The 20,422-nt window shown below is 70.2% G+C and carries 18 protein-coding genes; 10 read left to right on the forward strand and 8 right to left on the reverse strand.

Features of this window, described 5'->3' with window-relative positions:
* Positions 1-4: 4 nt before the first annotated feature.
* Positions 5-1,996 (reverse strand): excinuclease ABC subunit UvrC, encoded by a 1,992-nt coding sequence (uvrC, locus tag P1K89_RS29280; RefSeq protein ID WP_284620078.1) that lies wholly within the window; start codon positions 1,994-1,996, stop codon positions 5-7.
* Positions 1,997-2,039: 43 nt separating this feature from the next.
* On the opposite strand from uvrC, the gene earP reads away from it, so the two are divergent.
* The 3 genes from earP (at position 2,040) to mnmC (ending at position 5,689) form a co-directional block, all read left to right on the forward strand.
* On the forward strand, positions 2,040-3,101 hold the full coding sequence (gene earP, locus P1K89_RS29285; protein ID WP_284620079.1) for an elongation factor P maturation arginine rhamnosyltransferase EarP: 1,062 nt from the start codon (positions 2,040-2,042) through the stop codon (positions 3,099-3,101).
* Positions 3,102-3,145: 44 nt separating this feature from the next.
* Positions 3,146-3,700: an elongation factor P gene (efp, locus tag P1K89_RS29290; RefSeq protein ID WP_284620080.1), complete on the forward strand. Its 555-nt coding sequence runs from the start codon at positions 3,146-3,148 to the stop codon at positions 3,698-3,700.
* 105 nt (positions 3,701-3,805) lie between these two features.
* Positions 3,806-5,689 carry a bifunctional tRNA (5-methylaminomethyl-2-thiouridine)(34)-methyltransferase MnmC2/FAD-dependent 5-carboxymethylaminomethyl-2-thiouridine(34) oxidoreductase MnmC1 gene (mnmC, locus tag P1K89_RS29295; protein ID WP_284620081.1) on the forward strand — a complete coding sequence of 628 codons (1,884 nt, stop codon included), beginning with the start codon at positions 3,806-3,808 and terminating at the stop codon, positions 5,687-5,689.
* Here the strand turns inward: mnmC and rpiA are convergent.
* Positions 5,667-6,332: a ribose-5-phosphate isomerase RpiA gene (gene rpiA / locus P1K89_RS29300; protein WP_284620082.1), complete on the reverse strand. Its 666-nt coding sequence runs from the start codon at positions 6,330-6,332 to the stop codon at positions 5,667-5,669. The genes mnmC and rpiA overlap by 23 nt on opposite strands.
* A gap of 60 nt (positions 6,333-6,392) precedes the next feature.
* On the opposite strand from rpiA, the gene P1K89_RS29305 reads away from it, so the two are divergent.
* Both P1K89_RS29305 and P1K89_RS29310 read left to right on the forward strand, forming a co-directional pair.
* On the forward strand, positions 6,393-7,451 hold the full coding sequence (locus P1K89_RS29305; protein ID WP_284620083.1) for a quinone-dependent dihydroorotate dehydrogenase: 1,059 nt from the start codon (positions 6,393-6,395) through the stop codon (positions 7,449-7,451).
* A 145-nt stretch (positions 7,452-7,596) separates the two neighbouring features.
* Positions 7,597-8,868, forward strand: coding sequence for an HD-GYP domain-containing protein (locus P1K89_RS29310; RefSeq protein WP_284620084.1), 1,272 nt, complete (start codon positions 7,597-7,599; stop codon positions 8,866-8,868).
* A 22-nt stretch (positions 8,869-8,890) separates the two neighbouring features.
* Here the strand turns inward: P1K89_RS29310 and P1K89_RS29315 are convergent, their stop codons facing one another.
* Genes P1K89_RS29315 through P1K89_RS29325 form a run of 3 tightly spaced genes read right to left on the reverse strand, consistent with a single transcriptional unit; the run spans position 8,891 to position 11,443 of the window.
* Positions 8,891-10,051, reverse strand: a complete 1,161-nt coding sequence (locus P1K89_RS29315) for a VanZ family protein (RefSeq protein ID WP_284620085.1) — start codon at positions 10,049-10,051, stop codon at positions 8,891-8,893.
* Between the two features lie 38 nt (positions 10,052-10,089).
* Positions 10,090-10,731, reverse strand: a complete 642-nt coding sequence (locus tag P1K89_RS29320) for a 3-oxoacid CoA-transferase subunit B (protein WP_284620086.1) — start codon at positions 10,729-10,731, stop codon at positions 10,090-10,092.
* 1 nt (position 10,732) lies between these two features.
* Complete coding sequence (locus tag P1K89_RS29325) at positions 10,733-11,443, reverse strand: CoA transferase subunit A (protein WP_284620087.1); 711 nt, start codon at positions 11,441-11,443, stop codon at positions 10,733-10,735.
* Between the two features lie 118 nt (positions 11,444-11,561).
* Here P1K89_RS29325 and P1K89_RS29330 point away from each other — a divergent pair, with 118 nt between their 5' ends.
* Together P1K89_RS29330 and P1K89_RS29335 are read left to right on the forward strand one after the other, a co-directional pair.
* Entirely contained in the window at positions 11,562-12,122 is a 561-nt protein-coding gene (locus tag P1K89_RS29330) for a PAS and helix-turn-helix domain-containing protein (RefSeq protein WP_284620105.1), read from the forward strand.
* A gap of 50 nt (positions 12,123-12,172) precedes the next feature.
* Positions 12,173-13,000, forward strand: coding sequence for a DUF3667 domain-containing protein (locus P1K89_RS29335; RefSeq protein WP_284620088.1), 828 nt, complete (start codon positions 12,173-12,175; stop codon positions 12,998-13,000).
* A gap of 10 nt (positions 13,001-13,010) precedes the next feature.
* On the opposite strand, the gene P1K89_RS29340 is transcribed toward P1K89_RS29335, so the two are convergent.
* The 3 genes from P1K89_RS29340 to P1K89_RS29350 form a co-directional block, all read right to left on the reverse strand.
* The gene (locus tag P1K89_RS29340; RefSeq protein WP_284620089.1) at positions 13,011-13,430 is read right to left on the reverse strand and encodes an acyl-CoA thioesterase; all 420 of its coding nucleotides are present in this window, start codon (positions 13,428-13,430) and stop codon (positions 13,011-13,013) included.
* 22 nt (positions 13,431-13,452) lie between these two features.
* The gene (locus P1K89_RS29345; RefSeq protein ID WP_284620090.1) at positions 13,453-14,112 is read right to left on the reverse strand and encodes a YceH family protein; all 660 of its coding nucleotides are present in this window, start codon (positions 14,110-14,112) and stop codon (positions 13,453-13,455) included.
* Between the two features lie 84 nt (positions 14,113-14,196).
* Positions 14,197-14,979 carry an SDR family oxidoreductase gene (locus P1K89_RS29350; RefSeq protein WP_284620091.1) on the reverse strand — a complete coding sequence of 261 codons (783 nt, stop codon included), beginning with the start codon at positions 14,977-14,979 and terminating at the stop codon, positions 14,197-14,199.
* A 240-nt stretch (positions 14,980-15,219) separates the two neighbouring features.
* On the opposite strand from P1K89_RS29350, the gene P1K89_RS29355 reads away from it, so the two are divergent.
* The 3 genes from P1K89_RS29355 to P1K89_RS29365 all read left to right on the forward strand — a co-directional run bounded on the left by P1K89_RS29355 (position 15,220) and on the right by P1K89_RS29365 (position 20,411).
* Positions 15,220-16,908 carry an electron transfer flavoprotein-ubiquinone oxidoreductase gene (locus P1K89_RS29355; RefSeq protein WP_284620092.1) on the forward strand — a complete coding sequence of 563 codons (1,689 nt, stop codon included), beginning with the start codon at positions 15,220-15,222 and terminating at the stop codon, positions 16,906-16,908.
* 170 nt (positions 16,909-17,078) lie between these two features.
* Entirely contained in the window at positions 17,079-19,016 is a 1,938-nt protein-coding gene (locus P1K89_RS29360; RefSeq protein ID WP_284620093.1) for a DUF1800 domain-containing protein, read from the forward strand.
* Positions 19,017-19,028: 12 nt separating this feature from the next.
* Positions 19,029-20,411 carry a DUF1501 domain-containing protein gene (locus P1K89_RS29365; RefSeq protein ID WP_284620094.1) on the forward strand — a complete coding sequence of 461 codons (1,383 nt, stop codon included), beginning with the start codon at positions 19,029-19,031 and terminating at the stop codon, positions 20,409-20,411.
* Positions 20,412-20,422 lie beyond the last annotated feature (11 nt).

Below are 20,422 nucleotides of genomic sequence, written 5' to 3' on the forward strand. Positions count from 1 at the left end.
TCGTTCAGTGAAGCGCACGGTAGATGGTCTCCGCCAGGTCATGCGAGATGCCGTCGACACCCGCGAGGTCTTCAACGCTCGCCGCCGTCACGCCGCGGACACCGCCGAAGCGCTGCAGCAACCTAGCACGCTTCTTGGGTCCGACACCGGGAATTTCTTCCAGCCGGCTGCCGCCGGTGCGCACGCTGGCACGCCGTGCGCGCATGCCGGTGATCGCGAAGCGGTGCGCCTCGTCGCGAATCTGCGCGACCAGCATCAGCGCCGCCGAATCATGGCCGAGGTAGACCTTCTCGCGGCCGTCGGCGAACACCAGTTCCTCGAGGCCGACCTTGCGGCCCTCGCCCTTCTCGACACCGACGATCAGCGACAGATCGAGGCCGAGCTCGGCGAACACCTCGCGCGCCATCGCCACCTGGCCGCGTCCGCCATCGACGAGCACGAGGTCCGGCATGCGCATGCCCTTGACGTTGCCGCTGCCCGAGGCATCGGGGGCGTTGAGGGCCTCGGCCAGCTTCGCGTAGCGCCGCATCAGCACCTGGCGCATCGCCGCGTAGTCGTCGCCGCCGGTGATGCCTTCGATGTTGTAGCGGCGGTACTCGCTGTTGCGCATGCCGTGCTGCTGGTACACGACGCAGGAGGCCTGCGTCGACTCGCCGGCGGTGTGGCTGACGTCGAAGCACTCGATGCGAAAGCCCTCGAGGTCCTCGACGGCGAGGTCGAGCGCATCGACCAGCGCGCGCGTGCGCTCGCGCTGCGAACCCTCTTCGGCGAGCAGCCGCGCCAGCGCGATCTGCGCGCCCTTTTCCGCCATCTCGAGCCAGACGCGGCGTTGCTCGCGAGGCTGGTGCTGCGCATGCAGGCGCGTGCCGGTCTGCTCGGACAGCGCTTCCAGCAGCGCGGCATCGACCGCGTGGCTGACCACCAGCGACGGCGGCGGCGCGATGCCAAGGTAGTGCTGCGCGATGAAGGCCTCCAGCACCTGCTGCTCGACCGACGGGCGCTCGGCGCGCTCGTCGGCTTCGTCGGCAGACAGCGCGGCCGCTTCCTCGACATGCGTGGGGAAATACGCGCGATCTCCGAGGTGCCGGCCACCGCGCACCATCGCCAGGTTCACGCAGGCGCGGCCGCCCTGCACACGCACGGCGAGCACGTCGACGTCGCGGTCGCGCGCCGACAGGCTGCTCTGCTCGACCGACTGCTGGTGCAGCACGCGCGACAGCGCAGTGATCTGGTTGCGCACGTCGGCCGCGCGCTCGAATTCCAGCGCGTCGGAGTACGCCATCATCTGCGTCTGCAAGGTCTGGATCACCTGTTCGGCGTCGCCGCGCAGGAAGCGCTCGGCATGCGCGACGTCCTGCGCGTAGTCGGCGGGCGAGATCAGGCCGACGCACGGCCCCGAGCAACGGCGGATCTGGTACAGCAGGCAGGGCCGCGAGCGGTTCGCGAACACCGTGTCCTCGCAGGTGCGCAGGCGGAAGGCCTTCTGCAGCAGCAGGATGGTTTCCTTCACCGCCCAGGCGCCCGGGTACGGACCGAAATAGGTGTGCTTGCGGTCGACCGCGCCGCGGTAGTAGGCCACGCGCGGGAACGCGTGCGTCACCAGCTTCAGGTACGGGTAGCTCTTGTCGTCGCGGAACAGGATGTTGAACTTCGGGTTCAACGTCTTGATCAGGTTGTTCTCGAGCAGCAGCGCCTCGGCCTCGGTGCGCACGACCGTGGTTTCCATGCGCGCGATGCGGCCGATCATGTGGCCGATGCGCGTGCCGCCGTGGTCCTTCTGGAAATAGCTCGAGACCCGCTTCTTCAGGTTGCGCGCCTTGCCCACATAGAGCACCTGGCCGCCGCTGTCGAAGTAGCGGTAGACGCCGGGCAGGCTCGGCAGCGCGGCGACCTCGGCGAGCAGCGCATCGCGCGGGGCTTCACCCTCGCCGGTGGCAGGCGCGGTCGTCGAGTCGGCGCGGTCGGCGCTGTCGGGGCTTTGGGCCTTCGTGGTCATCGGTTTCGATTCTGCCGCGCGGCACGCTCCGGATAATCCGGTGATGCTGTGGGACCTGTTCTGCCGCGTGATCGACAACTACGGCGACGCGGGCGTGTGCTGGCGGCTCGCGCGTGGCCTGGCGGCGCGCGGCGAGCAGGTGCGCCTGTGGCTGGACGACGCGTCGCCGCTGCGCTGGATGGCACCGGAGGGCGCCGCCGGCGTGCAGGTGCATGCCTGGAGCGATGCCGAGCGCGACGCCATCGGCCACATCGGCGGCATCGGCCGCGTCAGCCATGTCGGCGACGTCGTCGTCGAGGCCTTCGGATGCGACCTGCCGCCTGCCTTCGTGACTCGCATGGCGCAGCGTGTCCCGCGGCCGGTGTGGATCAACCTGGAGTACCTCAGCGCCGAGGACTACGTCGAACGCTCGCACGGGCTGCGCTCGCCGCAGTTCAGCGGACCGGGCGCCGGGCTCGACAAGTGGTTCTTCTATCCCGGCTTCACGCAGCGCACCGGCGGCCTGCTGCACGGCGCGGCCCCTCGCGCCGATCGCCGGGCCTGGCTGGCGGCGCAGGGCTGGGCACCGCGCGACGGCGAGCGCGTCGTGCTGCTGTTCTGCTACGACAACCCGGCGCTGCCGCGGCTGCTGCAGGACCTGGCGACCGTGCCGACGCTGCTGCTCGCGGCGCCCGGACCTGCGCAACAGTCCCTGGCGTGGACCGGCCCTCCGACGCTTCGCACCATCGCCCTGCCCTGGCTGCCACAGGTCCGCTTCGACGAACTGCTGGTCAGCACCGACCTCAACATCGTGCGCGGCGAGGACTCCTTCGCGCAGGCCAACCTCGCCGGCAGCCCTTGCATCTGGCAGCTCTACCCCCAGCATGATGGAGCGCATGGGCCCAAGCTCGATGCCTGGGTCGACCGCTTCAGCGACGCCACCGGCTTCGACGACGGCGCGGCGCTGCGTGCCTTGACCCGGGCGTGGAACGGCCTGGGCGCCTGGCCCGCACGCTGGCCGCGGCCGGATCACTGGGCCCTGGCCTGCGCCGAGTGGCGTGATGACCTGCTCGGGCAGGGTGATTTGCTGACCCAGCTTATCCGTTTCGTCGACGCGAGACGCTAGAATTCAAGGCTTTGCTTCATTCCGACTGATTCGGGGACTGACCCATGAAGATTGCTCAAGAAATCCGTGCCGGCAACGTGATCATGCAGGGCAAGGACCCGTGGGTCGTGCTCAAGACCGAGTACTCGCGCGGCGGCCGCAATGCCGCGACGGTGCGCATGAAGCTCAAGAGCCTGCTGAACAACCAGGGCACCGAAGTCGTCTTCAAGGCCGACGACAAGATGGACCAGATCGTGCTGGACAAGAAGGACTGCACGTACACGTACTTCGCCGATCCGATGTACGTCTTCATGGACAGCGAGTACAACCAGTTCGAGGTCGAGGCCGAGAACATGGGCGACGCGATCAGCTACCTCGAGGACAACATGCCGGTCGAGGTCGTGTTCTACGACGGCAAGGCGATCTCGGTCGAACTGCCGACCTCGCTGGTGCGTGAGATCACCTGGACCGAGCCGGCCGTCAAGGGCGACACCTCGGGCAAGGTGCTGAAGCCGGCGAAGATCTCCACCGGCTTCGAGATCCAGGTGCCGATCTTCGTCGCGCAGGGCGACAAGATCGAGATCGACACCCGCACGCACGAGTACCGCAAGCGCGTCTGATCGCCGGAAGGGCCTGTCGCCAAGTTCGGCAGCGACCAGCACAGGGGCACTTCGGTGCCCCTTGTCGTTTCCGTCGGGCCCGCCGCACCGCTTCGACCACGCGCCATGGCCTTCGGCCCGCTGCAACCGGCCCGCATCGTCTTCGCCGACGACGGTGCGCCGCCGAGCGCGCCGGACTTCGGCGATGTCTACCACGCCCGCGCCGGGGCCCTGGCGCAGGCGGCGCATGTCTTCCTTCGCGGCAACGGCCTGCCGCAGCGCTGGCAGCGCCAGCCGCGCTTCACTATCCTCGAGACCGGCTTCGGCCTGGGCAACAATTTCCTCGCCGCCTGGCAGGCCTGGCGCGACGCCCCGGCGCGCAGCGAGCGGCTGGAGTTCGTCTCGATCGACAAGCATCCGCCGCGGCGCGACGACCTCGCGCGCGCGCACGCCACGACGCCCGAAGCCCTCCGGCCCCTCGTCGACCAGCTGCTCGCGGCGTGGCCGCCCCTGACGCCCGACCTGCACACGTTGGTGCTCGACGGCGGCCGCGTGCGCCTTCGGTTGGTCTTCGCCGACATCGACGACGCGCTGCCGGAGCTGGTCGTGCATGCCGATGCCTTCTTCCTCGACGGCTTTGCGCCGGCGAAGAACCCGGCGATGTGGGCGGCGCGGCCGCTCGCCCGGCTGGCGCGGCTGGCCGCACCGGGCGCCACCGCGGCGACCTGGAGCGCGGCGCGCGAGGTGCGCGATGGCCTGGCCGCCGCGGGCTTCGCCGTCGAACGCGTGGCCGGCTTCGGCGGCAAGCGCGACATGACCGTCGCACGCTTCGAACCGCGCCACGTGCCGCCGCTGCCGCCGGGACGCCGATCGTGGCCCGCGCGGCAGGTCGCGGTGATCGGCGCCGGGCTGGCGGGCGCTGGCGTCGCGCGTGCGCTGGCGGCCGAAGGGCTCGAGGTGCACGTGTTCGAAGCCGATGCGGCGCCGGCGCAGCGCACCTCCGGCAACCCGGCCGGCCTCTTCCACGGCATCCTGCACCGCGAAGACGGCCCGCACGCGCGCTGGCTGCGCGCCGGCGCGCTGCGCATGCAGCAGGTGCTGGCGCCGCTGATCGAATCGGGTCGCGCCAGCGGCGGCTTCGGCCTGCTGCGGGGTGAACGCGGCGGCGATGCAGGGGCGATGCAGGCGCTGCTCGACGAGCAGGCCTGGCCCGCCGACTGGGTGCACCTGTCCCGGCTGCGCGACCAGCCGGCGTGGTCTTATCCGGGCGGTGGCTGGGCGGTGCCGGCCGAGTTGGTCGCGGCCTGGCTGCAATCGCCCGGCATCACGCTGCACCTCGGCCAGCGCATCGAAGGCCTTGAATCGAGTGACCGCGGCTGGCAACTGCGCGCGGCCGATGGCCGTGTGCTCGTATCGGCCGACGCCGTCGTGCTGGCCAATGCCGGCGATGCGGCGCGGCTGGTCGGCGAGCCCGGCTGGCCGCTGCAATCGGTGCGCGGCCAGCTGAGCGTCGTGCACGGCGCGCCGGCGGGCCTGCTGCCGGTGCCCGTGGCCGACGCCGGTTATGCACTGCAGCTGCCGGACGGCCGCGTGCTGTGCGGCGCAACCTCGCAGGTCGACGACCCCGACCCCACGCTTCGCGAGGCCGACCGCGCCGAGAACCTCGCGACGCTGCTGCGCCTGAGCGGCTGGACGCCGCCCGCCGATGCGCGCATCGAGGGCCGTGTCGGCTGGCGGTTGCAGGCGCAGGACAAGCTGCCGCTGCTCGGCCCGCTGCCCGCCGTCGGCGACACCCCGTCGCACGCCCACCAGCCGCGCCACGTCCCGCGGCGGCCCGGCCTCTATGTGGCCACCGCCTACGGCTCGCGCGGCCTCACGCAGGCCGCGCTGGCCGGCGAGGTGGTGGCCGCATGGCTCAGCGGCGCACCGATGCCGGTGCCCGCGCGCCTGCTGGATGCGGTCGACTGCGCGCGCTACGCCGCGCGCCTCAATCGAAAGTCAGCGTGCTGACGCCCTGCTCGGTGCCGAGCAGGCAGATGCGCGCGCGGTGACGCGCGAAGATCCCCACGGTCACGACGCCCGGCCACTGGCTCACTTCGGTTTCCATGCCGAACGGATCGGTGATCCGCAGGCCGTGCACGTCGAGCAGGTGGTTGCCGTTGTCGGTCACGACGCCCGCGCGCAGCACGGCGCGTCCGCCGTACATCGCCGCGAAGTGGCGCGAGATCTGCGCCGCGGCCATCGGGATCACCTCGACCGGCAGCGGGAAGCGGCCCAGCACCTCGACGCGCTTGGACGCGTCGACGATGCAGACGAAGCGCTCGGCGAGGTCGGCGACGATCTTCTCGCGCGTCAGCGCCGCGCCGCCGCCCTTGATCATGCAGCCGCGGCCGTCGATCTCGTCGGCGCCGTCGATGTAGACCGGGATGCGCTCGATCGTCGCCGCATCGAGCACCGGGATGCCATGGGCCTGCAGGCGTTCGGTGCTCTTCACCGAGCTGGAGACCGCGCCGGCAATGCGGTCCTTGATCGTCGCCAGCGCGTCGATGAAGTGGTTGACCGTCGAGCCGGTGCCGACACCCACCACCGAGCCGGGCACCACGTGATCCAGGGCGGCGCGGCCGACCAGCGCCTTGAGTTCGTCTTGCGTCATGAGGGCATGCGGGGCCCGCGCACCGGGCCGGCCGCAGGCGTTTGGGACAATCGCGGGATTATGGCCGTCGTCCCCTACGCCCTCACCCGCCCTTTCCTGTTCGGCCTGGATCCCGAGCGTGCCCATGAGCTGACGCTGGACGCGCTGGCCGCGCTGCAGAACACGCCGGCGCAATGCCTGTGGTCGCAGGCGCGCATCGACGATCCGGTGACGATCGCCGGCCTGCGCTTTCCGAACCGCATCGGCCTGGCCGCGGGCCTCGACAAGAACGGCCGCTGCATCGACGGCCTCGGCGCGATGGGCTTCGGCTTCATCGAGGTCGGCACCGTCACGCCGAAGGCCCAGCCCGGCAATGCGAAGCCGCGCCTGTTCCGGCTGCGTTCGGCCGATGCGCTGATCAACCGCCTCGGCTTCAACAACGACGGCCTCGAAGCCTTCATCGCCAACGTCCAGCGCGCGCACAGTTTCCGCGCAGCCGGTGGCGTGCTCGGCCTGAACATCGGCAAGAACGCCGCGACGCCGATCGAGCGCGCGGTCGACGACTACCTGCTCGGCCTCGAAGGCGTGTTCCCGCACGCCGACTACGTGACGGTCAACATCTCGAGCCCGAACACCAAGAACCTGCGGGCGCTGCAGAGCGACGAGGCGCTCGATGCGCTGCTCGGTCCGCTGCAGGCGCGCAAGGCCGCGCTGAGCGCGGCGCTGAACCGCCGCGTGCCGATGTTCGTGAAGATCGCCCCCGACCTCGACGACGCGCAGGTCGCGCTGATCGCCGCGACGCTGCGACGCCACGCGCTCGACGGCGTGATCGCCACCAACACGACGATCGCCCGCGATGCGGTGCAGGGCCTGCCGCATGCCGAGGAACAGGGCGGATTGTCCGGGGCGCCGGTGCGGGACGCGAGCAACCGCGTGATCGCCGGCCTGCGCGCGGCGCTCGGCCCCGACTTCCCGATCATCGGCGTCGGCGGCGTGATGAGCGCGGCCGACGCCCAGGCCAAACGCGCCGCGGGCGCGGACCTGGTGCAGGTCTACACCGGCCTGATCTACCGGGGGCCGGCCCTGGTGCCGGCCTGCGCGCGTGCGCTCGCGCGCAGCGCGGCCGCCAAGGCGGCATGAGCGAAGGGCGCGGCGCCTGAGGGCGACATCGGCCCGGCGTGACATCCTGCCGCCGCGCCGCGGAGCGCGCCTGGCGCGCTGCCCTCACGAAATCCGCGCGACGGCCGAAAACCCGTCGGAGAACCTCGCACCCAGGGCCTTCGAATTGGACGCTCACGCCAGCGCTTTCCTGCAGACCAACCCCTTCAAGCAGCTGACGATCGCCAATGCCTGCGGCGACATCGCGGCGCCGGCGCCTGCCCGGGCCGCCGGTGCCAGCGTGCCCGCGACGGCCTTGCGCCAGCCGGACCGGCCGCACCAGCAGCAGGTGCGCCGCCAGCTGCTGAACCCGCGTGCGCCGTGGCCCGCGCTCGACGGCGGCGTCGACGGCACCGCGGTACAACTCGAGCTCAGCCGGCTGCTCGACAGCGGCGATCCGCTGGTCCCTCTGATGCAGCCCGGCGCGCGCGTGCTGCGCGCCGCGGTGAGCACGCTGCGCCTGCATCCGCTGGCGCAATGGCTGCTGACCGCCGCGGCCGAGCGGCGCCCGTCCGCCTGGCAGCATGCCGTGCGCGCGATGGCACTGGCCGGCGCGCTGGCCTGGCACCAGCATGCGAGCGGCGAGTTCCTGCAGCGCGCGATGCTCGCCGGCCTGCTGCACGACCTGGGCGAGATCTACGTCGAACCCGCCTACCTCGGCAGCGGCCGCCAGCTCGACCTCGGTGAGTACCGCCAGCTGGCCTCGCATCCGCACATCGGCGCGATGCTGCTCGGCGAGCTCACCGACCTGCCCGCGGACGTGTCGCGCGCCGTCGCCGAACACCACGAGCGCCTCGACGGCACCGGCTACCCGTTCCAGCTGCTCGGCCCCGCGCTGTCGCCGATGGGCCAGCTGATGCAGGTGGTCGAGTTGGTGCTCGGCATCGTCGACCTGCAGCGCCCGGCGCCTGCGGCGCGCGCGAGCTTCGCGCTGCGCTTCGTGCCGGGTGAACTGTCGGGCCCGTGGGCCGGCCCGATCACCCGCTGGGCCGAAGGCGAATCGATCGTGCTGCCGATGCCGCAGCAGGGCCCGGAACCGCATGCCGAGATGGCCGAGCTCGATGCCGGGCTGCAGCGCGTGCAGGACCTGGCCGAGGCGATCAGCGCGCAGCTGGACGGCTCGTCGCAGCGTGTCGCGCAACGCGCCGCGCACCGCCTGAACCGTCTGCGCAGCGCGTGGAACGCGATGGGGCTGTGGTCGCTGCCGCCGGGCCAGATCGAGCCGCGCGAGCGTTTCGACATCGGGCTCGCGCTGCGCGAGCTGCGCTGGCGCATCAGCACCATCGGCCGCGACAGCCTGTGGCCGGAGACCGAGCTGAAGGTGCTGGCCGACGCGCGGCTGGTGCCGCTGTGGACGACGCTGGAATCGCTCGGCCGGCGCGGCGGCGGGACGGCCTAGACGCCGCAGAGGCGCCAGCCGCCTAACGCATCAAAGGCGCGTGGCGGCTGGCTGCCCGGTGCGCGAGCCACCAGAACACCGGCAGCAGTGCCGGGGTGACATCGGGCGTGCGGCCCGGCAGGTGCGTCTGCAGGCCTTCCAGCATCAGCACCCAGGCCACCAATGCACAGGTGGCGGCACCGGCATGCCGCGTCAGGCCGGTCGCGAGCAGCAGCACCGCACCCAGCCAGTACAGGTTCCAGCACAAGCTCAGCAGGTTGCTCAGCATCGAGCCCTGCAGCGACGCGACGAACGGCAGCCACTGGAAGGGGCGCCCAAGTTCGGTCCAGCGGAAGGGCCGCAGTTCGTCGAAGGTGTACCAGGCCAGCGCCGCGGCCACTGTCAGCCAGCGCACCGGCCGGTCGCCCGCGCGCCATCCGGCCGCGCAACAGGCCAGGCCCATCAGGCAACCGCCGACGAACTGCGGCGTCAGCGCCTGGTAGACGATCAGCAGCTTGCCGAGCGCCGCCAGGCCGCACAGCGCCACCAGGCCCGGCCCGCGCGCCGGATTGGCACGCAGCAGCGGGCCGAGCACCGCCAGCGCCAGCGCGGTGTCGACAAAACCGGGCCAGGACCAGCGCGCCGTCGACGGGGCCAGCGGCTTCAGCGCCTCCTTGACGTGTTGCCAGTCCAGCGTCGGCACGAAGGGCCACCACTGCAGCGCCAGCCACAGCAGCGCCAGGGCGAGCGCCAGCGACTCGGTACGCGCCGGCCCGCGGCCCGCCGGATGCCAGCGTGCACCGACGCGCCGCAGCGGCTCGATCGACGCGGCGATGGCGAGGCCGAGGGCCAGGCCGACGGCATTCCACAGCACGTCGGACAGCGCGGCATTGCGCGCCGGCACTGCGATCTGCAGCACCTGCAGCGCAAACGCGAGCACCGTGCCGCCGGACAGCACCACCACCGCACCCAGCCCCGGCGTCCAGCGCGACTCGCGCAGCGCCAGTTGCCCGATGGCCGCCAGCGGCACGAACAGCACGATGTTGCCGATGACGTCGCCGCGGCCGGTCCACCAGTGGCGGTCGGCCAGCATCGCGGCCAGCGCGCCGCCGAACGATGGCGGCGAAGCGAAGCGCCACGGGTAGAGCGAACCGTGCACGACGAGCGCGACGCACAGCAGCGCCAGCGCCCGCAATGCCGTCATCCGGCCTCGCTCGAACCGCTCACTTCAGGCGCCAGCGCTCACTGGATCAGCGGCACGCCGGTCTTTGCCTGCAGTTCCTCGTGCGTCACGCCCGGGGCGATCTCGACGACCTTCAGGCCCTGCGGCGTCACGTCCATCACCGCCAGGTCGGTGATGATGCGGTTGACGACGCCAATGCCGGTCAGCGGCAGCGTGCACTTGGGCAGGATCTTCAGGTCGATCGAGCCGTCCTTCTTCTTCGCGACATGCTCCATCAGCACCAGCACGCGCGCGACGCCGGCCACCAGGTCCATCGCGCCGCCCATGCCCTTGACCATCTTGCCGGGGATCATCCAGTTCGCGAGGTCGCCGGTGTCGGTGACCTGCATCGCGCCGAGGATCGACAGGTTGATCTTGCCGCCGCGGATCATCGCGAAGCTGTCGTGCGAGCCGAAGATCGACGAGCCCGGCAGCGTGGTGACGGTCTGCTTGCCGGCGTTGATCAGGTCGGCATCGACCTCGGCCTCGCTCGGGAACGGGCCGATGCCCAGCATGCCGTTCTCGCTCTGCAGCACGACGGTCTTGTCGGGCGGCACGTAGTTGGCCACCTGCGTCGGCAGGCCGATGCCCAGGTTGACGTAGAAGCCGTCCTGCAGCTCTTGCGCGGCGCGTTGCGCCATTTCAGCGTGGGTCCAGGGCATGTCAGGCTCCAGTCGGGTTCTCTTTGGTCGTGCGCTTCTCGATGCGCTTTTCCGGGTTCGCATTGAGCACCAGGCGGTGCACGTAGATGCCGGGCAGGTGCACCGAGTCCGGATCGATGCTGCCGGTCTCGACGATCTCCTCGACTTCGACGACGCTGATCTTGCCGGCCATGATGACCGCCGGATTGAAGTTGCGCGCGGTGCGGCGGAAGATCAGGTTGCCCGACTTGTCGGCCTTCCAGGCCTTGCCGAGCGACACATCGGGCACCAGCGAACGCTCCATCACGTAGGGGTGGCCGTCGAACTCGCGGATCTCCTTGCCCTCGGCCACCAGCGTGCCGACGCCGGTGCGGGTGAAGAAGGCCGGGATGCCGGCACCACCGGCGCGCAGCTTCTCGGCCAGCGTGCCCTGCGGCGTGAACTCCAGCTGCAGCTCGCCGGCGAGGTACTGGCGCTCGAACTCCTTGTTCTCGCCGACGTAGCTCGAAATCATCTTCTTGATCTGGCGCGTCAGCAGCAGCTTGCCGAGGCCGAAGCCGTCGACGCCGGCGTTGTTCGAGATGACGGTCAGGTCCCGCTTGCCGCTGTCCTTGAGCGCGTCGATCAGCGCCTCGGGGATGCCGCACAGGCCGAAGCCGCCGACGGCGAGCAGTTGCCCGTCGCGGACGATGCCGTCCAGCGCGGCGGCTGCACTCGGGTAGATCTTGTTCATGCCTCGATCACTTCCAGGGTAGATTCGCGAGCCGGCAAGCGTACTACTTACTCGAATAAGTAGGGGTTACGTAGCATCACCTAAGACGCCGCCCGATCCATCCGCAACGAGGCCCGACCTGGAACTCGCACTCGACTACCGCACCGCCTTCGACCTCGCCCCGATCGGGCTCGTGCTGTCGCGCCAGCGCCAGATCGTCGACTGCAACCGGCAGGTGCTGGCGATGTTCGGCGCCGCGCGCGAGCAGCTGATCGGCCGCTCGTTCGAGGTGCTTTACCCGACCACCGACGAGTTCGAGCGCGCCGGCGACCGCATCGTCGCGAGCCTGGACGCGCACGGCCGCTATGCCGACGAGCGGGTGATGAAGCGCTTCGACGGCGAGGCCCGTGGCGAGCTGTTCTGGTGCCACGTCAGCGGCCGCGCGCTGGACCCGGCCGATCCGCACGCCGCCGGCATCTGGGCCTTCGAGGACCTGTCGTCGAGACGCAAGCTGAAGGTGGAGTTCACCGCCCGCGAACGCGAGATCGCTGCGCTGCTGATCGAGGGCCTCACCAGCAAGCAGATCGGCAAGCGGCTGGTGATCAGCCCGCGCACCGTCGACGTCTACCGCGCGCGGCTGATGCGCAAGGTGGGTGCCGCCACGACGCCCGAACTGGTGAACAAGCTGCTGTCCGGTTGATGAGCACGCATGCCTCGAGCCGCTGCGCCAACTGCGGCGCGGACCTGCCCTTGACCCAGTCCCTGCGCTTCTGTCCGCGTTGCGGCCAGGAGACGACCCTGCACCCGCCGAGCTTCTGGGAGTTCGTGCACGAGTTCGTCGGCCACTACGTCGCGCTGGAAGGTGCGCTGTGGCGCACGCTGGCGCTGCTGCTGCTCAAGCCCGGCCGGCTGACGCGCGAGTACTTCGCCGGCCGCCGGCGCCGCTATGTGCTGCCGCTGCGGCTGTACCTGAGCGCGAGCTTCGTATTCTTCGTGCTCGTCAAGCTGCTCGGCGTCGGCGAGCTGAGCCTGGACTTCGCGGGCCCCCGCGACAGGCAGGGGAGGCCGGTGCAGGTGACGACATCGTCCGACCACGCCGCCGAACTGCAGCGCGCACGCGACTGCCTGGCGCCCGGGAGCCCTTGCGCCTGGAACGACCGCCTCGGCGCGCGCCTGCAACTGCGACTGGCGAAGTCCGCCGATGCGCCGCAGGCCGCGCAGCAGCGGCTGGCCTCGATGGCGCCCTACACCGTGTTCCTGATGCTGCCGGTGTTCGCGGCGATCGTGCAGCTGGCCTACCGCTCGCGGCGCATGAACTACGGCGCGCATTTCGTCTTCAGCCTGCACATGCACAGCTTCTGGTTCGTCGCGCTGCTGGCGATGTCCTTGCTGCCCGAAGCGATGACCTGGCCGCTGGCCGCGCTGGTCGTCGGCTATGGACTGTGGGCGATGCAGCAGGTCTATGGTGGCCGCTGGTGGACGACCGGGCTGCGCGCGTTCGTGATCTCGGTGCTCTACACCGTCGCGTTCGTGCTCGGACTGATCGGCGTGATGGCGTTGGCGGTGCTGCGCAACTGACGGCACCGCGTCAGGCCAGCAGCGCGCGGATCGAGTCCGGCAGCGGCACCGACTTCTGCGCCTTGAAGTCGGTCCACACGACCGTCGCGCCGCCGCTGGCGTAGACCTCGCCCGGGCGATCGGTGCGCTCCAGCGTCGCGTAGGTGTCGATCGTGCTGCGGCCCATCGCGCCGGCGTAGTGGCGCGCGAGCACCTCGCCCGGGTATTCGAGCTGGCGGATAAAGCTGCAGAAGGCGTTGATGATCACCGGGCCGACGCCGCCGGGATCGGGCAGGCAGTCGATGCTGCGGAACCACTCGATGCGCAGGCTCTCGAGGTAGCGGAAGTAGATGGTGTTGTTGACATGGCCCATCGCGTCCATGTCGCCCCAGCGGATCGGGATCACCATCTCGAAGGTCAGCTTCTTCTGCTCGGGGATGTCGAAGCGCATCGTCGGTTCGGTCGAGAGACGTTCAGGCCGTCGGGTCGATGCCCAGTTCGCCGGCCATGCGGTGCACCAGTGCGCGCAAGGCGGCGAGCTCCTCGGACTGGCGCCCGAGCTCGGCCTTCAGTGCAACGAGCTCGCCGACGCTGATGCGGTCGTCGTCCGAGCCGGACGGCGCGACACGTTCGGCGGTCATCTGCACCTCGCCGCAGAGCATGTGGGCCCAGCGCGCCTCGCGCGCACCGGGCGCACGCGGCAGCAGCACCGCGCGTGGCGGGAAGCGCTCGGCCATCTCGTTGAGGAAACCCTCGACCGACGAGATGTCGGCGAAGCGGTGCAGCCGCTCGCAGTTCGCGCGCAGTTCGGCCGCCGTCTGCGGGCCGCGCAGGATCAGCACCGCCAGCAACGCGGCGGCCGCGCCGGGCACCGCGATGCCGCGCGCCATGTTGTGCTCGTAGCGCGAGACGCGGCTGCCGCTGGTCTCGAACACCAGGCTCAGGCTCTTCAGGCCGTCGACCGCCGCGATGACGTCGGACTCGCTGAGGTTCATCACCGGGTCGCGCGCCGTCTTCTGGTTGCAGCCGGCGACGAGGCTGTTCAGCGACAGCGGGTAGGTGTCCGGCACCGTCGCCTGCTTCTCGACGAGCACGGCGAGCACGCGGGCTTCGACGGGGGTCAACGCTCTCATGCGGACTCTCGCCGGGCCGCCCCAAGGGAGGCCGGCGCCCCCTCGGGGGGCAGCGAGCGAACGCGAGCTCGGGGGCTCATTCCATCACGCTCCGAAGCCGTCGTCGGCCGACAGCACCGCGCCGTTGATGAAGTGGCTTTCGTTCGCGCACAACATCATCAGCGCCGCATCCAGGTCCTTGGGCTCGCCGACGCGCTTGCGCGGCAGCAGGCTGATCAGCTTCTGGCCGGCCTCGGTCTGCCAGTGGTGGTGGTTGATCTCGGTGTCGATGTAGCCCGGGCACAGCGCGTTGACGTTGATGCCGAACTTGCCCCACTCCAGCGCCATCGCCTTGGTCATGTGCACGACCGCGGCCTTGCTCATGCAGTAGACGCCGATCTGGCTCAGCACCCGCAGGCCGGCCATCGACGCGACGTTGACGATGCGCCCGCCGGTGAAGGTGCCGGGCGCCGCGCCGCGCGAGCGCGCGATCATGCGCTTGGCCACTTCCTGCGCGACGAAGAACGCGCCGCGGGTATTGGTGTCCATCACGTAGTCGAAGTCGTCGGGCGTGACGTCGACCAGCTTCTGCGTCGTGCTGACGCCGGAGTTGTTGACCAGGATGTCGATCGTGCCCATCTCGGTCTCGGCATGCGCGACCGCGGCCTTGATGCTCTCGGGGTCGGTGACGTCGAGACCGACGACATGCGCGTCGCCGCCCAGCGACTCCAGCTCCGCGCGCAGCGTCTTCAACCGTTCGACGCGCCGTGCGGCCAGCACGACCCCCGCGCCCGCGGCACTCAGCGTGCGCGCGAACTGCGCGCCCAGTCCGCTGGAAGCGCCGGTGACGAAGGCGACGCGGCCCGACAGATCGATGCGATAGCTCATGGTGAAAATCGGTGTGTCGGCCCCTGGTTGGAGCGGGCTTGCACGATAGCACGCAGCCCCCGCGCGACGGCTGACGTCGCCGTGACAGCGCCGGCGCCGGCGATGCGGCACGATGCGCGGCGCGACCGTCGTCCGACGGTCCGCGTCGACTGGCCTCTCCAAAAAAGCACGATCGTTCGTTTTTGGGGGCCTGCCGCGTAGAATCCCCGACGTTTTTGCTCATCACCCGGACCCCACGCCATGACGCCCCAGGAGATCCTCGACCAATACGGCCCCCGCGAATCGATGGAGTACGACGTCGTGGTCGTCGGCGGCGGCCCGGGCGGCATGGCCACCGCGATCCGGCTCAAGCAGCTGGCCGCGGCGCAGAACAAGGAGATCTCGGTCGTCGTGCTCGAGAAGGGCTCGGAGCCCGGCGCGCACATCCTGTCCGGCGCGGTGATGGACCCGATCGCGATCAACGAGCTCTTCCCCGACTGGAAGGAGCGCGGCGCCCCGCTGAACCAGCCGGTCACCGGCGACCAGATCCTCTTCCTCGGCGAGAACGGCGGCACCGCGACGACACCGTCGTGGCTGGTGCCCGAGTGCATGGAGAACCACGGCAACTACGTCGTCGCGCTCGGCTCGCTGGTCAAGTGGCTCGGCGAGCAGGCCGAGGCGCTGGGCGTCGAGGTCTTCCCCGGCTTCACGGCGGCCGAAGTGCTGTACGACGACAAGGGCGCGGTGCGCGGCGTGGCCACCGGCCACATGGGGCTGGGCAAGGACGGTCAGCCGACCGACAGCTTCCAGCTCGGCATGGAGCTGCTGGGCAAGTACACGGTCTTCGCCGAAGGCGCGCGCGGCCACCTCGGCAAGCAGGTGATCGCCAAGTACAAGCTCGATGCCGGCCGCGACGCGCAGAGCTTCGCGATCGGCGTCAAGGAACTGTGGGAAGTGCCGGCCGACAAGGCGCAGCCCGGCCTCGTGGTGCACACCGCCGGCTGGCCGATGGTGGACGACACCTTCGGCGGCGGCTTCCTCTACCACCTCGAGGGCAACAAGGTCACGCTCGGCTTCGTCATCGGCCTGGACTACCAGAACCCGTGGATGAGCCCGTTCGAGGAGATGCAGCGCTGGAAGACGCACCCGGCGATCCGCCAGCACATCGAGGGCGGCAAGCGCATCGGCTACGGCGCCCGCGCGATCAACAACGGCGGCGTGCACTCGCTGCCGAAGACGGTGTTCCCCGGCGGCGCGCTGATCGGCTGCGACGCCGGCTACCTGAATGCCTCGCGCATCAAGGGCAGCCACGCCGCCATCAAGACCGGCATGCTGGCGGCCGAGGCAGCCTTCGAGGCGATCGTCGCCGGCCGCTCACATGACGAGTTGGCGGCCTACCCCGCCGCGTTCGAGCGCAGCTGGCTGCGAGAGGAGCTCGAGCGCACGAAGAACTTCAAGCTCTGGTTCAAGAAGGGCAAGCTGATCGGCAACGTGATGACCGGCATCGAGCAGTGGCTGCTGCCGAAGATCGGCGTCAAGGCGCCGCCGTGGACGCTGCACGCGACCAAGCCCGACCATCTGGCGCTGAAGCCGGCGGACCAGTGCGAGAAGATCGAGTACCCGAAGCCGGACGGCAAGCTGACCTTCGACCGCCTGTCGTCGGTGTTCATCAGCAATACCAATCACGAAGAGAACCAGCCCGCGCACCTGACGCTGAAGGACGACCGCGTGCCGGTGCAGGTCAACCTGGCCCGGTACGCCGGCCCCGAGAGCCGCTACTGCCCGGCCGGCGTGTACGAGTTCGTCGAGAGCGAGTCCGGCGGCCAGCGCCTGCAGATCAACGCGCAGAACTGCGTGCACTGCAAGACCTGCGACATCAAGGACCCGACGCAGAACATCGTCTGGGTCACGCCCGAAGGCGGCGGCGGACCGAACTACGCGGGGATGTAACCGCTGCGGCGCGTCGCCGCAACGATTCTTGCTGGATGTGAAGCGCGCGTCCGCCGAGGTAAATGCGCTCGCGTCCGCCCGGCCGCGGATGCACGATGTGTCCCGTCGAAACGACGGGGGAACACGAGATGGAAGCGCACGCCAGGGCCGATGTCGCCCTGCCTGAACCCATGCCCGGCTGGGCCGCGGTGCTCGCGGCACCGGCCCTGCTCGCCGCCTGCGGCAGCGGTGACGCCGATGCACCGCCGGCCGCGTTCATGGCCATCGAATCGGCTCGCACCGATCGATCGATCCTGTCCGCAGGCCAGGCCGACCAAGCAGGCACCGCGGCGGACGGCCCGGTGCCCACCGCCACCGAACTGATGGACTGGGCGGAGGTGCACTACGCGCAGCACTTCCCGCCGCACCAGGCCAACCTCACGTCCGAGCCCTACGTCTACCGCTACTACCCGTCGACGCAGAACTACCTCGGCGTCGCCGGCAGCGAGATCTACATCCTCGGCCCGGTTTCCGGGGGCGGCCTGGTGCGCGTCGGCACGCTGGCCGAGTTCGCGCCGCTGGTCTTCGCCTCGCGCTATCCCTACAGCGACGCCCAGGCCGCCCGCTTCCTGCAGCACGCCACGCTGGCACCCAGCGACGCGGACATCGCCGCGGTGCGCAGTCTGGGCTACGCGGCCTGGCTCGACCAGGCCTTCGCGACACCGGTGTCCACCAGCAACTGGGACTGGCTGGTGTCCAAGGGCATCGATGCCGACCCGGACGCCGCGTCGGTGGCCATCGGCGTCGACTCGCAGATCTGGCAGCGCCTGCTGACGGCGCAGGACAGCCTGCGGCAACGGGTGGCGCTGGCGCTGTCGGAGATCTTCGTCGTCGGCTTCGACGGCGTGACCGGCACCTACAAGCAGTTCAAGCTGGCCGCCTACTGGGATCTTCTCGCATCCAATGCTTTTGGCAGTTATCGAACACTGCTCGAGCAGGTGACGCTGAACGTCGCGATGGGCCTGTACCTGAACACGGCCGGCAACGAGAAGGAAGATGCCGCGACCGGCCGCCTGCCCGACGAGAACTACGCGCGGGAAGTGATGCAGCTGTTCACGATCGGCCTGTGGTCACTGAACCCCGACGGCACGCCGAAGACCGGCCCGGCGGACGCGCCGATCGAGAGCTACGACCAGGACACGGTGACGAACCTCGCGCGGATCTTCACCGGCTGGGGTCCGCAGCGCTTGAACAACGGCACCAGCCCGGAGTACGCCCGCAGGCCGATGGTGCTGAACGACAAGAAGCACTCGACGCTCGCGGCGAGCTTCCTCGGCACGACGGTGCCGGCGAACACCAGCGGCACGACGGCGTTGAAGACCGCGCTGGACACGCTCGCCAACCACCCGAACGTCGGGCCGTTCATCGGCCGCCAGCTGATCCAGCGCCTCGTCACCAGCAACCCGAGCGGGCCTTACGTGGCCCGTGTCGCCGCTGCCTTCGACAACAACGGCCAGGGCCAGCGCGGCGACCTGAAGGCGGTCATCAAGGCGGTACTGCTCGACGATGAGGCACGCAGCGACGACGGGCTGTCGAGCCCCGGCTTCGGCAAGCTGCGCGAGCCGGTGCTGCGCTTCGTGCAGTGGGCGCGCATCTTCAAGGCCCGCTCGCTGTCGACCGACTGGAACGTCGGCAATACCAGCGACCCGGCGAACCGGCTGGGCCAGAGCCCGCAACGCTCGGCCTCGGTCTTCAACTTCTTCCGGCCCGGCTACGTGCCGCCGAATACCGCCATCGCCAACGCGCTGATGGTGGCACCGGAGTTCCAGATCACCAACGAATCGAGCGTCGCCGGCTACCTGAACTACATGATGACGGCCATCGGCGGCGGCCACAACGACATCCAGCCCGACTACACCGCGGAGATCGCGCTGGCCGCCAACGCGTCGGCGCTGGTCGACCGCCTGAACCTGCTGCTGTGCGCCGGCCAGCTGAGCGCCGCCAATCGCACGCTGATCGTCGATGCCATCGGCACCATGCCCTCGTCGAAGACCAGCGAGCTGACGAACCGCGTCCAGGCGGCCGTGCTGCTGGTGATGGCCTGTCCCGACTACCTCGTTCAACGCTGAAGGGAGCGCGCGATGAAGCCCTCGATGTCGATCGACCTCGCCCGCCGTGCCTTCCTGCGCCGCGGCGCGATCCTCGGCGCCAGCGGCGCCGCCGCGCCGCTGGCGCTGAACCTGTCGCTGCTGGCCGATGCGGCGGCGGCCACCAGCCCGTCGGACTACCGTGCGCTGGTCTGCGTCTTCCTCTATGGCGGCAACGACTATGCCAACACGCTGCCGCCGGTCGACAATACCCATCACGCGATGTACGCGGCCATCCGCGGCAGCCTGGCGACGGCGCAATCGGCGCTCGGCGCGACCGCGCTGACGCCGGCGCATGCGCTGCCAGACGGCCTGCAGTACGCGCTCGCGCCGCAGCTGTCGCCCATCAAGTCGCTGTGGGATGCCGGCAAGCTCGCGGTGCAGCTCAACGTCGGCCCGCTGCTGGTGCCGACGACGGTGGCGCAGTACAAGGCGAAATCGGTGCCGCTGCCCGACAAGCTGCTGTCGCACAACGACCAGCAGTCCACCTGGCAATCGAACCTCACCGAAGGCGCCCGATCCGGCTGGGGCGGGCGCATGGGCGACCTGATGCTGTCGGGCAACGGCGGCAGCGTGTTCACCTGCACCTCGGTCACCGGCAACGCGGTGTTCCTGTCCGGCGACAGCGCCGTGCAGTACCAGCTCAGCAGCAGCGGCGCGGTGGCGATCAAGGCGCTGCAGAAGCCGCCCTTCAACGCCGCCGCGGCGCAGGCGGCGCTGCGCACGATGATCACCTCGACCGGCACGCACCTGTTCGCCGACGAATACACGCGCATCACGCGGCGCTCGATCGACGCCGAGGCGCAGGTCACCGCCGCGCTGGCCGGCGTGCCGGAGCTGTCGACGCCCTTCCCCGGCAGCGGCCTCGGGTCGCAGCTGAAGATGGTCGCCCGCATGATCGCCGCGCGCGCCGCCTTCGGCCTGAACCGCCAGGTCTTCTTCGTCTCGCTCGGCGGCTTCGACACGCACGACCAGCTGATCGAGGAACACCCCGGCCTGCTGACGCAGGTCGCCGACGCGCTGAAAGCCTTCTACGACGCCACCGCCGAGCTCGGCGTCGCCAATCAGGTGACCGCCTTCACCGCGTCCGACTTCGGCCGCACGCTGTCGATCAATGGCGACGGCTCCGACCACGGCTGGGGCAGCCACCACTTCGTGCTGGGCGGCGCGGTCAAGGGCCGGGACTTCTACGGCACCGCCCCGGCCATCGCCGTCGACGGCCCCGACGACATCGGCCAGGGCCGGCTGCTGCCGACGACCTCGGTCGACCAGTTCGGCGCGACGCTCGCGAGCTGGTTCGGCGTCTCGGACACCGATCTGGCCCACGTGATGCCCGGCCTCGGCAACTTCGCCACGAAGAAGCTGGGTTTCCTGTAGGGCGGCCGGCG

Source organism: Aquabacterium humicola, assembly GCF_030167915.1.
In the GTDB taxonomy this organism is placed as follows: Bacteria; Pseudomonadota; Gammaproteobacteria; order Burkholderiales; family Burkholderiaceae_C; genus Pseudaquabacterium; species Pseudaquabacterium humicola.